This window comes from Burkholderia sp. JP2-270 (genome assembly GCF_003233675.1).
Classification (GTDB): domain Bacteria; phylum Pseudomonadota; class Gammaproteobacteria; order Burkholderiales; family Burkholderiaceae; genus Burkholderia; species Burkholderia pyrrocinia_C.
This window is the reverse complement of the sequence record NZ_CP029824.1, coordinates 2,505,254-2,518,395: the sequence shown is the minus strand read 5'-3', so window position 1 is coordinate 2,518,395 and position 13,142 is coordinate 2,505,254. Positions and strand designations below refer to the sequence as shown.

At 69.0% G+C, this 13,142-nt stretch carries 11 protein-coding genes; 3 read left to right on the top strand and 8 right to left on the bottom strand.

What is annotated here, in order from left to right:
- Positions 1 to 83: 83 nt before the first annotated feature.
- Positions 84 to 1,178 (bottom strand): polyamine ABC transporter substrate-binding protein, encoded by a 1,095-nt coding sequence (locus tag DM992_RS11950; RefSeq protein WP_047900781.1) that lies wholly within the window; start codon positions 1,176 to 1,178, stop codon positions 84 to 86.
- A 519-nt stretch (positions 1,179 to 1,697) separates the two neighbouring features.
- Here DM992_RS11950 and DM992_RS11945 point away from each other — a divergent pair.
- Positions 1,698 to 1,901, top strand: a complete 204-nt coding sequence (locus tag DM992_RS11945; protein ID WP_006493160.1) for a DUF1289 domain-containing protein — start codon at positions 1,698 to 1,700, stop codon at positions 1,899 to 1,901.
- Positions 1,902 to 1,976: 75 nt separating this feature from the next.
- Here the strand turns inward: DM992_RS11945 and DM992_RS11940 are convergent, their stop codons facing one another.
- From DM992_RS11940 to DM992_RS11930, 3 genes are all read right to left on the bottom strand, one after another.
- Complete coding sequence (locus DM992_RS11940) at positions 1,977 to 2,624, bottom strand: OmpW family outer membrane protein (RefSeq protein ID WP_111016954.1); 648 nt, start codon at positions 2,622 to 2,624, stop codon at positions 1,977 to 1,979.
- Between the two features lie 65 nt (positions 2,625 to 2,689).
- Positions 2,690 to 3,880 carry a nitronate monooxygenase family protein gene (locus DM992_RS11935; protein ID WP_111016953.1) on the bottom strand — a complete coding sequence of 397 codons (1,191 nt, stop codon included), beginning with the start codon at positions 3,878 to 3,880 and terminating at the stop codon, positions 2,690 to 2,692.
- Positions 3,881 to 4,002: 122 nt separating this feature from the next.
- Positions 4,003 to 5,439 (bottom strand): aldehyde dehydrogenase family protein, encoded by a 1,437-nt coding sequence (locus DM992_RS11930; RefSeq protein ID WP_111016952.1) that lies wholly within the window; start codon positions 5,437 to 5,439, stop codon positions 4,003 to 4,005.
- A 346-nt stretch (positions 5,440 to 5,785) separates the two neighbouring features.
- Between DM992_RS11930 and DM992_RS11925 the strand changes: the two genes are divergently transcribed.
- Both DM992_RS11925 and DM992_RS11920 read left to right on the top strand, forming a co-directional pair.
- Entirely contained in the window at positions 5,786 to 6,151 is a 366-nt protein-coding gene (locus DM992_RS11925) for a hypothetical protein (protein ID WP_034181339.1), read from the top strand.
- 206 nt (positions 6,152 to 6,357) lie between these two features.
- On the top strand, positions 6,358 to 6,909 hold the full coding sequence (locus DM992_RS11920) for a hypothetical protein (protein ID WP_111016951.1): 552 nt from the start codon (positions 6,358 to 6,360) through the stop codon (positions 6,907 to 6,909).
- Positions 6,910 to 6,955: 46 nt separating this feature from the next.
- On the opposite strand, the gene DM992_RS11915 is transcribed toward DM992_RS11920, so the two are convergent.
- From DM992_RS11915 to DM992_RS11900, 4 genes are read right to left on the bottom strand one after another with little or no spacing between them, the layout of a single operon-like run.
- A complete protein-coding gene (locus DM992_RS11915) occupies positions 6,956 to 8,194 on the bottom strand; it encodes an MFS transporter (RefSeq protein WP_111016950.1) in 1,239 nt (412 codons plus the stop codon).
- 35 nt (positions 8,195 to 8,229) lie between these two features.
- Positions 8,230 to 8,367 (bottom strand): hypothetical protein, encoded by a 138-nt coding sequence (locus DM992_RS11910; protein ID WP_204356078.1) that lies wholly within the window; start codon positions 8,365 to 8,367, stop codon positions 8,230 to 8,232.
- A gap of 34 nt (positions 8,368 to 8,401) precedes the next feature.
- Positions 8,402 to 9,196, bottom strand: coding sequence for a 2,3-dihydro-2,3-dihydroxybenzoate dehydrogenase (locus DM992_RS11905; protein WP_111016949.1), 795 nt, complete (start codon positions 9,194 to 9,196; stop codon positions 8,402 to 8,404).
- Complete coding sequence (locus tag DM992_RS11900; protein WP_111016948.1) at positions 9,193 to 13,107, bottom strand: non-ribosomal peptide synthetase; 3,915 nt, start codon at positions 13,105 to 13,107, stop codon at positions 9,193 to 9,195. The genes DM992_RS11905 and DM992_RS11900 overlap by 4 nt, the downstream gene beginning before the upstream one ends.
- Between the last annotated feature and the right edge of the window lie 35 nt (positions 13,108 to 13,142).

Here is a 13,142-nt window from a genome sequence, read left to right as displayed (position 1 = left end):
TGCTGCTTCTCTCCTGCGTTTAACGAACAAAGCCCCCGGGGGCACCAGGGGCTTCATGACTGCTGGGGGAACGCCGGCTCGCGTCAGCGGCCCGACTTCAGCTCGGTCCACAGACGCGTCTGCAGGCGCTGGATTTCAGGCGGCAGCGGCTTGAGCAGGAACAGCGTCTTCACGACGTCGGCCGGCGGGTAGACGGCCGGATCGTTCGCGACGTCGGGCCGCACGTACTTGCGTGCCTCGGCGTTGGCGCTCGGGTAGTACACCGCGTTCGTGATCGCCGCGTGCACCTTCGGATCCTCGATGTAGTTGATCCACTGCAGCGCGGCATCCTTGTTCTTCGCGTCCTTCGGGATCGCCATCACGTCGAACCACACCGGCGCGCCGCCCTTCGGAATGTAGTACTCGACCTTGTACGGCTTCTTCGCCTCGATCGCGCGATGCTTCGCGATTACGACGTCGCCCGACCAGCCGAACGCGAAGCAGATGTCGCCGCCGACCAGGTCGTTGATGTAGCCCGACGAGTTGAATTGCGTGATGTACGGGCGGATCTTCTTCAGCACTTCCATCGCGGCCTTGTAGTCGGCCGGATTCGTGCTCATCGGATCCTTGCCGATGTAGTGCAGCGTCGCCGCGAACATCTGGTCCGGCGCGTCGAGCACCGACACGCCGCAGGTCTTCAGCTTCGAGATGTTTTCCGGCTTGAACAGGATGTCCCAGTTGTCGAGCGGCACCTTGCCGAGCGCCTGCTGCGCCTTGGTCAGGTTGTACGCGAGACCCGTCGTGCCGTACGCCCAGGGCACCGAGTACTTGTTGCCCGGGTCCGCGCCCGCGACGAGCGCCATCAGTTGCGGATCGAGGTACTTGAGGTTCGGCAGCTTCGACTTGTCGAGCGGTGCGAAGATGCCGGCAGCGATCTGCTTGCCCGCGTAGTTGCTGGTCGGCACGACGATGTCGTAGCCCGAGCTGCCCGTCAGCAGCTTCGCCTGCAGCGTGTCGTCGCTGTCGTAGTTGTCGTAGCGGACCTTGACGCCCGCCTGCTTCTCGAAGTTCGGGATCGTGTCCTTCGCAATGTAGTCCGACCAGTTATAGACATTGAGCTGCGTATCCTTCGCCGCTGCCGCCGATGCACCCACGCACAGCGCGAGCGCTGCGAACCGGCCCACTACCTTTGCTTTCATCCCGTTCTCCCTCCGGCCGGACCGTTTGTCCGGCTGCCTCGTCACGGCGGCGCATTCTGGTGCTCCGCCCCTCGAAAACCCCGAAAACTACCACCATTCGCGCTCCGTCACAAAAAAATCATGCCGGTGTCGCGCAAACGGAACAGATTACCGCCGCCGGCCAGTCAGGCCGCCCGTGCGGTCGGGCATTCCGAGGGGGAATTCTATCGGGTAATCCACGGCTGTCCACCGGGAAAAACAGGCAGCGGCGCAACCGCGTTCGCCGGCTGCGCGGATCGCGCGCCCGACGGCCGGGCACGGCGCCGTTTCACCGGTGAAATCGCGGCGCACCTCGCGCCTCGCTCACCGGCGCCTGGCTGGCCGCCCCGTGGGCCAGGCGTTGCCGTGCTGCTGCGCCGAGCCGACCGGCCGCACCATCACGACGATGCGCCGACGCGGCATGTCGGCCACACCCGCCGGGCCGAGCGGCCACGATGCATTAAAATGGCGGCTGACGATTCAACTGCGCGAACCCTTCCGATGGCCTCCAATCTCCACGACCTGCCCGACAGCCCCTGCATCGGCGTGTGCTCGACCCTCTTCGACGAAGTCTGCAAGGGCTGCGGCCGCACGGCCGCCGAAGTGTCGAACTGGGTGTTCCTGAGCGACGACGAAAAGCGCGCGGTGTGGGAGCGCATCACGCGCGAAGGCACTGCGATGCGCTTCCAGTACGACAAGCTGTAAATCCATCGCGCATAAAAAAAGCGGCATGACGACCGCCATGCCGCGAACCCCAACTCTGTTCTTTTCCTTCTGCGTCTAGAACTTCATCCCGACGCCCACGCCGACGATCAACGGATCGATGTGCAGCGTACCGATGCCCTTGTCGCCGAGCGTCGCATCGGTGCTCATCCAGATCTTCTTCAGGTCGACGTTCATGAACACCTTCTTCGTCAACTGCACGTCGACGCCGAACTGCAGTGCGGGGCCGAAGCTGCTCTTGTTGATCGACACGCCCTGCCCGCCGACATTGAGCCCGTTGTTGTAGAAGTACGTGTAGTTCAACCCCGCGCCGACGTACGGACGCACCTTGCCGGCATGGTTGAAGTGATACTGCAGCAGCAGCGTCGGCGGCAGCACGCCCACGCCGCCGAGGTTACCGATGCTCGACGTCACCTGGTGCCGTGACGTGCCGAGGATCAGCTCGACGCCGAGGTAGTCGCGGATCATGTACGTGAAGTCGAGCTCGGGAACGATCGCGTTGTTCACGCCGACGTTGAGCGCGCCGAGCGCGTCGCTCGCGCGCTCGTTCGGCTGGATGCTGATCGCGCGCAGCCGGACCAGTACGTCACCCTGGTTGATGCCGTCGCCCGGCGACGCCGCGTGCGACACCGACGGCATCGCGACGAAGCTTGCCGCGACGGCGGCGGCGGCGGCGGCGACTAAAGTTCGAATCGTTTTATGCATGGTACGGACCCCCAAAGAATGGTTTCCATTTTCCCAGTAGGGTCTTTTCCTTATCTTGATGTCCATCAAGCCAGCGTAAATGTGGGACGGTTTGCCGCAGGCTCGGTCGCACGGCCCGTCAGCAGCAGGTCGAGCAAATCGCGCACGCTGCGGATTGCGCGGCCGAACGGCAGCGCTTCGCGGCCGCGGAAGAACAGCCCGTTCGCGACGTCACCGCGCAGCGCGGCCGCCAGCCGCGTGTCGATGCAGAAATGGCCGAACTTCTCGATGCCGTCGCGCAAGCCGCATACGCTCAGGCATTCGAGCGCGGTCGGGCAGCGCTGCTTGAATGCGCCGAGCTTGTTGCGGATGCGCGTCTCGTTGCGCAGGTAACGATCGAGCCACGGCGTCTTCACCGCGCGCGCGGGCAGCCCCGTCACGCTGACGAATTCGACGATGTCGTCAGGCGCCGCGTCGGCGAGCACGCGCTTGAAGTCCGGATGCGCATCGCCCTCTTCCGTCACCGCGAACGGCGTCCCGACCTGCACGCCGTTCGCACCGGCCGCGAGCACCTCACGCACCATGTCGTGACTGTTGATCCCGCCCGCCACGATCAGCGGGACGGTGTCGCGCGCGAGGCCCAGCGACGCCATCACCTGTGCAGTCTCGTCGAGCACGCGCGCGAAATCGAAGCGCGCGTCGTGCATGTCGTCGATCTGCGTGACGCCGAGGTGGCCGCCCGCATGCGCCGGATGCTCGATCACGATCGCATCGGGCAGGCGCCCCTTCTTCATCCACTTCTTCAGCACGAGCGCGATCCCGCGGCTGTCCGACAGGATCGGGATCAGCGCGACGTCGTGTCCTTGCGTGAGATCGGGCAGATCGAGCGGCAGGCCCGCGCCCATCACGATCGCATCGGCGCCTTCGTCGCACGCGACTCGCACGTAGTCCGCATGCGCGCTGACCGCCTTCATCACGTTGACCGCGATCATCCCGCGCCCTTCGCTGTAGGTCTTCGCGAGACGGATCTCGCGCGCCAATGCGGCGAGGTTCGCGGCCTCGAGCGTCGCGCGATCGGGTTGCGCGCGGCAACGCGCGAGCAGGTCCGCGTGATGGTGGCGCAGGTCGATGCTCGCGATCGTGCCGACCGCGCCTTCGCGCGCAACGCTGCCCGCCAGCCGGTGCGCTGAGATGCCGACGCCCATGCCGCCCTGCACGACAGGCAGCAAGGTGCGGCCGCGTATCGTCAGCGGCGGAAAGGAAGTGCGTACGGTCATCGGATACCTCGTCGGAACATCGGAACCGCGATGATCGATGATTCACTGCCGCGCACCTTGACGGCCGTCAATAAAAAACGGCACGTGAGCGTGCCGTTTCCGGTTCCTGAGGCGCGAAGCGCTCAGGCCGGCTTCGCTGGCTTCAACTGCATCGACTTGTACTCGAGATACTCTTCGAGCCCGTATACGCCATTCTCGCGGCCGTGCCCCGACTGCTTGTAGCCACCGAACGGCGCGGCGCCGTTCCACGTGCCGCCGTTGATGTCGACCTGCCCCGTGCGGATGCGCCGCGCGATGCTCATCGCACGCTCGTCGCTGCCGGCCCATACCGCGCCGCCGAGCCCGTACGGCGAATCGTTCGCGATCCGCACGGCCTCGTCTTCGTCGCGATACGTGATGATCGACAGCACCGGCCCGAAAATCTCCTCCTGCGCGATCGTCGATTTCGGATCGACGCGGCCGAACACGGTCGGCTTCACGAAGAAGCCCTTCGCGAGCCCTTCCGGCAGGCCCGGGCCGCCCGTCACGAGTTCCGCGCCTTCGTCGATCCCGCGCTGGATGTACGCCTGCACACGCTGCTGCTGCACGGCCGACGCGAGCGCGCCGAGGCGCGTCGCGTCCTGCCGCGGATCGCCCGCGACATATGTTTCGGCCGCGGCCTTCGCAAGCTCGCGCGCCTCTTCGTAGCGCGCCTCCGGCACCAGCATCCGCGTGTGCGCCGAGCAGGTCTGCCCCGCGTTCAGGTAGCACGCGTTGACCGTGCCCTTCACCGCCGTCGCGAAATCGGCATCGTCGAGGATCAGCGACGCCGACTTGCCGCCCAGTTCGAGCGCGACGCGCTTGACGCCCGCGGCCGCCAGCTCGGCCACGCGCTTGCCGGCGCGCGTCGAGCCCGTGAACGACACCATGTCGACGTCCGGGTCGGTAGCCAGCACTTCGCCGACGACCGGACCGTAGCCGCACACGAGGTTGAACACGCCGGCCGGCAGGCCCGCTTCGTGAATCGCCTCGGCGAGCATGAATGCGTTGAGCGGCGCGACTTCGGACGGCTTCAGGACGACCGTGCAGCCGGCCGCGAGCGCCGGCGCGACCTTCAGCGTGATCTGGTTGAGCGGGTAGTTCCACGGCGTGATCGCCGCGACCACGCCGACCGGCTCGCGCACCACGAGCGAGTTGCCGACCCGTGCCTCGAATTCGAACGACTCGGCGAGCTTCGCATACGCCTTCCAGTTGTAGATCGGGCCGCCGACCTGGATCGCGCGCGACAGCTTGATCGGCATCCCGACTTCGCCGGTGATCGACTGCGCGAGTTCCTCGCTGCGCGCCTGCAGATGCTCGACGATCTTGCGCAGGTAGCCCGCGCGCGTCGCGGCCGGCGTGGCCGCCCACGCATCGAAGGCCGCGCGCGCCGCGCGGATCGCATCCTGCGCGTCGGAAGCGATGCCCTCCGGAATCCGGCCGATCACTGCCTCGGTGCCCGAGTCGATCACGTCGATCGTGCCCGTTCCGGCCGGTTTGCGCCATGCGCCGTCGATATAGAACTGGTCGTAGATTTTCATCGTGTTCCGTCTCCTGTTGGCCAGAGTTGGCGCCTTGAAGCTTAGGTCGGCTGGCGTAGCTGTCTCGGCACCTGCTCCAGCCCGATGCTTCGCGGGAAGCCGACATTCTAACGAGCGCAGCGGTCGACTGGTGTGACGATTGACAGCCGTTCGAAAGGACTCCGGCCTCTGCCGCACCCTCGCTGCGCCGTCGGCGTGACCGCCGGCCCGGCGCTCGCCATGCCGCCGCCATGTCAGCATCCGCCCGGGTGCGCGGTCGGGCCCGCATCGTGCTATGTTTTTATTATCGGCACCGGCTCATTGCGACCGGCGCCGCCCGGAATCGATGCAATTCGTGAGCGCTGCCATGTCCGACGCATCCCATACCCTCGGCTCGCAAGACCGCCTGGAGCTGCTTTGCTGGCTCACCTGCGGCAATCTCGGCGCGTTTTACCTCAACGAGTCGTGGCCGGACGCCACGTTCCAGGTCCAGGCCGCGCACCGCTGGCTCGATCGCCATCACCGCCAGGCCGACTGGCTCGCGATCGCCAAGCTCGCGGCGCTCGCGCAGGACATCGCGAAGCGGCACGCCGGGTTCGTCGACGCGCCATGGGCGCGCGACGCGGTCGAGGAAATCGTCGATACCGACGATCTCGACTATCGGGCGAAACTCGTGCAATGGGTGTACGACGATTGCTGCAAGGCGCTCGCGGACAAGCGGCTGGCCGACTGAGCTGCGTTTCGAGCCGCACGCGTGCGAGCCGCGGCACCGCTCTGCGCGACGGTCTTTTCGTCGATGCGGAAGTAGCGGCCTGACTGACAGCGTAGGTACGCCAGCACCGCCCCCTGCGCGGACACACGCGAAGCGTCATGGAATCGTCGTCGCCTGTCGTTCGGACCATCCGGCCCAATCCCACCTCGAACCCGAAGGATGCTCGCGTGGCGCTCGCCTATCGATTTCTGCTGATCGCCGGCGTATCGGCCGCGCTGATTGCCGGTTCCGGCGCGGCCCATGCGGCGCCCGCGGCAACGGCTGCCGCGGCATGCCCGTCGCCGTCGTTCGACCGCTATCCGGCACCCGCCGCAAGCGCACCGCGCAAGCCGGCCGCGTCGCCCAGGCTAACCACCAAGGAAGCGCGCCTGTACCGCACCGTCATTCGTGACGCATTCACGCAACCGGCCAATTTTGCCGGCCACTATCGCGTCGCGATCTGGGGTTGCGGAACGGATTGCCGCAATTTCGCGATCGTCGACATGTACTCGGGCGCGACGTACACGATGCCCGGCGTGAAGGCCGTCGCGGGCGTGATGGGCAACGACGACGAACGCGTCGATTTTCGCGCCGGCAGTGCGTTGCTGATCATCGCGGGCTGCTTCAACGACGATTGCGGCGACGACAACGCGAAGGCGGCCCGGTTCTTCTACGAATGGACCGGCACGCGGCTGCGTCCGGTCAGCACTTGTCCGCTGGTCGTTGCGCCAGTCGAATAACAGTCAAATAACCGGCAACCGATTCGCGCAGCACTCACGAAAACCGTCACGCCGCCGGCGCGCGTGCCCGGTCACCGCATGCCGCGACGAACACGACCGCGAGCACCATGCCGATCGACACGAACGGCGCTGCCGGATGCAGTTCGTACAGCATCGTACCGGCCAGCGGCGCGACCACCATGCTGAGCCCTTGCGCCATCGACATCGCGCCTGCGCACGCGGCCTGCTCGTGCGCTTCGACGCGCGTGCTCGCGAGCGCCGCGACTGCGGGAAACGCGGCGCCCATCCCGCACGCCGCCACAAAGTAGCTCGCGCACAGGAGCAGCGGGTACGCGGCCTCCGCGGCCAGCGCCGACACGAACCCCGCGCCCCCTGCCAGCGCGCCCCAACGCAGGCACTGGAGCGGCGCGACCGAACGCAGGCGGCCGACCAGCGACTGCGTCGCGATCAGCCCGATGCCGGCGCTGCCGAGCGCGTAGCCGACCACCATCGATGCGTCGCCCGTCCGCACGTGCAGCCGGTCGATCGCGTAAAAGCCGAGCACGCTGTTCGCAATCATCACCGCGCTGTACAGCGCGAACGCGCTGCACCACGGCAGGCGCAGGCGCGGATCGGTCGGCTTCAGCCGGGGCGGCGCCTGCCGCACCGCATGCTCGCCGTCGTCGCGCAGCCGTCGCAACCCCGCCAGTCCGGCGAGCGGCAGCAGCGCGAAAACGGCGAGCGCGAGCGTCATGTCGATCCCGGCCAGCCAACCCGCGAGCGGCGGCGCGAGCACCATCCCGATCGCGCCAGCCGCGCCGAATCGTGCGATCGCGGCCGCGCGCCCCGTGGCCAGTGTCCGGTCCGCGATCCACGCCATGGCCGCGACTGGCAGCCCCGCATAGCAGCCGCCCATCGCCGCGCGCGTGACGAGCAGCGCGACAAAGCCCACCCATACCGGCGGCACGGCGCTGACGCCATCGCGCAACGCCCAGCCAACGTAGCCGGCCAGCAGCAGCGAACTCGCGACGAAGCCGCCGATCGCAGCGCGCATCGCCGGCAGCCGCCCGCGGGTGTCCGCCGCGCGCCCCCAGCGCGGCGCGGCGATCATCCACACGAGCCCGACGATGCCGATGATCGCGCCGACATGTAGCGGCTCGAGATGCATGCGCCGCGCCATCGGCCCGGCGATCGTGACGAATGCGTAGGTGCCGGCCACCATCGCGAAATTCACGAACAGCAGCGGCAGGAAAGACACGCCGGCATCGGCCGGCGTGGGCACGGAGTCAGCGGAAGTCGTCGACATAAGGTGTTCCGATGAAAGAAGGTAAGCGTCGCGCGTCAACGCGAACGGACGCCGGCACCGCGTGGCGCATCGGGCACGGGCAGCCGCGCGCCGACGCGCAGCCGTTCCTCGTGACGCGGCAACGCGAACGCGCCTGCCGCGCCTCGTTCGACCCAAGCCGGAATATGTTTCATGACGATGCTCCGGAAACGGACGGCGGCCGTGCCGTCACACACCGAGCGTCGCGCCGCCGTCGACGCACAACGTGTGCAGCGTCACGTGGCGCGCGGCGTCGGACAGCAGGAACAGCACGGTGCCGGCGACGTCGCCCGGCGTGGCGATGCGGCCGAGCGGGATGCCCGTGCGATAGGTTTCGAGCGAACCCGCGATGACGCCCGCCGGGCCTTCCGGGCCGCGCCACAGTTGGCGCTGCATCGGCGTGTCGGTCGAACCCGGCGCGACGATGTTGCAGCGAATGCCGTAGCCGGCCAGCTCCAGGCCGAGGCAGCGCGTGAGCTGATGCGCGGCGGCCTTCGACGCACCGTACGCGGCCATCTGCGTGCGCGGCACGAGCGCCGCGTTCGACCCGACGGTCACGATGCTGCCCGCGCGCCGCTCGATCATGCGCTGTGCGACCGCGCGCGACAGATGGAACACGCCGTGCGTGTTCACCGCGAAGCAATGCGCCCAGTCGTCGTCGCTCAGCGACGTCGCGGCCGCGAGCCGCAGCACGCCGGCGACGTTCGCGAGCATGCCGATCGGGCCGACCGTCGCCTCCACGTGCTCGATTGTCGCGCGCACTGCACGCGCGTCGGCCACGTCGACCGTGAATGGATGGACGCGGCCCGGCGCCGGCGGGCGATCCCCGGTCGCACGCGCCAGCGCGTCGCCGTCGGCGTCGAACGCGGCGACGTCGACTCCGCGCGCGGCGAGCGCGCGAACCACGGCGGCGCCGATCCCGCGCGCCGCACCGGTCACGACGGCCACGCCCGCCGGAAATGTCATATCGGGTTCCCTGCTCATCGATTCAAGTTCCTCGTATCGGTTTCGATGTCGGCCCACGCGGCGAGCCGTTCGGTCAGCGCGGCGCCGATAGCCGCCATCGGTTCGGGATCCGACATCCCGTCGTGCGAGCAGTCGAGCGCCACGCAGGCCGGCAACGCCGCCGGCCGGTGCGCGGCCCAGCTGTCGGGTGCCGGAGTGCCGGGCCGCTTGCGGGTCGCGTTGAACAGCAGCAGTTCGCCACCGTAATGCGGGGTCGGCGCCGCACGGAACTGGCGCATCTGCCGCAGCGTCGCGTCGACCAGCGCGTCGAGCCCTGCGCCGCCGAGCGCTGCGAACGGGCTGTTCGCGCGCAGCAGGCGCTGCCGCAGCAGCGCGTCGGACAACGCCGCCGTGTCGAAATCGCCGTTCACCGTCAGCAGGATCCGCAGCGCGTCGCCCGTCTCCGGCTGCGGCTGTGCCGTCCACGCGGACGACGGATAGCTGTCCATCAGCGCGAGCACGCCGACCGGTGCGCCTGCGCGTTCGAGGGCCGCCGCGACCGCGTACGCGAGCGCGCCGCCCAGCGACCAGCCGAGCAGGTGGTATGGACCGTTCGGCTGCAGCGCACGCACGCGCCGCACGTAGGTGTCGACGAGCGCGTCGAAATCGGCCGCACAGTTCGTGTCATCGACCGACAGCTGCAGCCCGTCGATCGTCGTGTCGGGCAGGTACGCGGCGAGCCGCAGGTAGCTCCACGCGAGGCCGTCGGCCGGGTGGATGCAGATCAGCCGCTGCGCGGGTCCGCCCGCCGCCTGAATCGCGAGATGCGGCGCGAACGCGTCGCGCGCCGCCCGCGGCCGGTATGGCAGCGGCGTGCGCAGCGCAGCCGTCAGCGCCGCGACCGTCGCGTGGCGGAACAGCATCGACACCGGCACGTCGCGGCCGAGCGCGGTCGCCAGCCGCGCGCTCGCCTGGATCGCCTGCAACGACTTGCCGCCGATGTCGAAGAAATTCGAATCCGGCGTCAGCGCGACGCCGCCGAGCACGCTGCGCCACGCGTGCATCACCTGCCGTTCGAGCGCGTCGGCGCGCGGATCGTCGTCCACGCCGATGCGACCCGCCATCGCGAGCTGATGCAACGCGTTGCGATCGGTCTTGCCGTTGACGTTGCGCGGCAGCCGTTCGAGCACGTGCCACGCGTCGGGAATCGCCGCGGCCGGCAGCGCGTCGGCGAGCTGCGCGCGCAGCGCGGCCGTGTCGTCGACCCCGGCGACGAACGCCGCGAGCGTCGTCACGTCGGCGTCGCCGCGTAGCGCGACGACCGCTGCCTCGCGCACGTCCGGCGTGCGCAGCAGCCAGTCCTCGATCTCGCGCGGATCGATGCGCACGCCGCTGATCTTCACCTCGTGGTCGATCCGGCCGTCGAACACCAGCCGGCCATCGCGCACGGTGGCAAGATCGCCGGTGCGGTAGGCGCGCGCGCCGCTCCCCGGCAGCATGACGAAGCGCGCGGACGTCAGCGCCGCATTGCCCGGATAGCCGAGCGCCAGCGCGTCGCCGCACAGCACCAGTTCGCCCGTGCGGCCCTCGGCCACCGGATACAGGCGCTCGTCGACGACCTGCGCGTCGACGCCCGCGCGCGGCGTGCCAATCGGCACCGGCTCGCCGTCGCGCCAGACCGCGCCGGGGCCGCTCACGCACGCGGCCGTCGCGATGATCGTGGTTTCGGTCGGCCCGTAGGTGTTCAGCAGCACCTGGTTCGGCAGGTGCGCATGCCAGCGCCGGATCCGCTCCGGCAACGCGGCCTCGCCGCCGATGATCGTCAGGCGCACGCCGGCGAGGCGTTGCGCATGGCGTACGTCCAGTGCGTGGGCGAGCACGTGCCAGTACGCGGTCGGCAGGTCCAGCACCGTGATGCGGCGGCGTTCGATCTCGGCCGTAAACGCGTCGACCGAGTCGAGCATCGCGTCGTCGCGCAGCACGAGCGTCGCGCCATTGCAAAGCGTCGCGAAGATCTCCTCGAAGCTCGCATCGAAATGCAGCGGCGCGAACTGCAGCACCCGGTCGCCCGGACCGATGCGATACAGGTCGCGCGTGCTCGCGACGAAATGCGCGAGCGCGCCGCGCCCGACCAGCACGCCGTTAGGCTGGCCGGTCGATCCCGACGTGTACAGCAGGTACGCGGGCTGTGCCGCGTCGGGCGCCACGCACGCCACGTCGTGCGGCGACGGCACACGCGCCGCGTCCAGATCGAGCACCGGCCGGCCGCCTGCGCATTCGCGATACTCATCGCGCGTGATCACCAGCGCAGGCGCTGCATCCGCCAGCATCGCCGCGACGCGCTGCGGCGGCCCGTCCGGATCAATCGGCATGATCGTCGCGCCGACCTTCAGCACGGCCAGCATCGCCGCGATCACGTCGGGCGCGCGCGGTGCCGCGATCGCGACGCGTGCGTCGCGCGCCACACCCCGTCGTCCGAGTTCCGCCGCAAGCGCATCGGCATCGGCGAGCAGCGCGCGATAGTCGATGCGCCGGTCGCCGGCCTCGATCGCCGGTTGCGCCGGCATGTCGAGCACGATGCGTTCGATCCGCGCGAGCACGTCGTCGCACGGTCCGGCGAGCGGCGCACCGCGCACGATCGACGGCGCGGGCATCCCGTCGAGCAGCGCGCCGACGGGTTCGTCTGGCGCCTGTCCGGCGAACGCGTCGAGCCACGCGGAAAGATCGTGCGCCTGCGCGGCGAGCACGGCCTCGTCGTATGCGTTCGGGTTTGCTTCCAGCGCCAGATGCCACGCGCCGCCGCGCACGGCGAGCGTCACGTTCAGATCCTTCACCGGGCCGCCGCTTACCGCGCGCGTATCGCTCGCGAGCCCGTGGAACGCGACCTGCCGTTCGAACGGCATCACGTTGACGGCCTGGTTGAACAGGAACGCGTTGCGTTCCAGCAACCCGAGATCGCCGCGAATCCAGCCATACCGGTAATACAGGTGCGGCCGGATCGCGCACAGGCGCTCCGCGCATTCGCGCGCGAGCGCACGCGGCGAGCGCCTGGCGTCGACATGCATGCGCAACGGCACGATGTTCATCGCCATGCACGGCACGCCGAGCGCCGGCGTGCCGAGCCGGTTCATCACCGGCAGCCCGAGCGTCAGGTCGCACTGGCCGCCCTGTTTCGCGAGCCAGATGCCGACCGCGCACAGCAGCCACGCATTCCAGTCGACGTCGACGCGCTCGGCGGCCGCGCGGAACGCGTGCACGCGCTCCGCGTCGAGCACGTGCGTCGCGCGCAGCGCGTACGGGGCGATGTCCTGCTTCGGCGCGAGCACGAGCGGCGCGGGCACGTCGCGCAGATGTTCGCGCCAGAACGCGCGATCGGCATCGAAGCCGCCGGCGCCGCGATAACGCGCCTCGGCCTCCACCACGCGATCGATCCGCCAGTCGGGCAGCGCCGGTAGCGGTCCGCCGCCGACACGCGCGTTGTAGCGGGCAGCCACGGCCTGCTGCAGCAGCCCGTAGCCGAAGCCGTCGAGCGCGATGTGATGCACCTGCAGATACCACCAGTGGCGGGTCGGCGACAGCCGCAGCAGCGCGGTGCGGTACAGCGGATCGGCCGTCACGTCGCAGCAGATCGCGAGCGACGCCTTCATCCACGCGTACGCCGCCTGCACGGGATCGTCTTGCGCCGACAGGTCGACGAGCGGCAGCCGCGTGCGCGGCGTCCGGCGCGCCTGCCACAGCGCATCGTCTTGCCACGCGAACCGCATGTGCAGTGCGTCGGCGTGATCGAGCACGGCCTCGACGCTGTCGGTCAGCGCGGCGACGTCGAGCGCGCCGTCAAGCTCGACGGTCTCGGCCGTCAGATAGCCTGGATCGTCGGGGTCGACCTGTTGCGCGACCCAGATTCCGTATTGCGCGGACGTCGCGCGGATCGGCAATGATTCGTTTTTCATGAGCGGGCTTGCTCCGAGGTTCGTTGAGCCGGAGA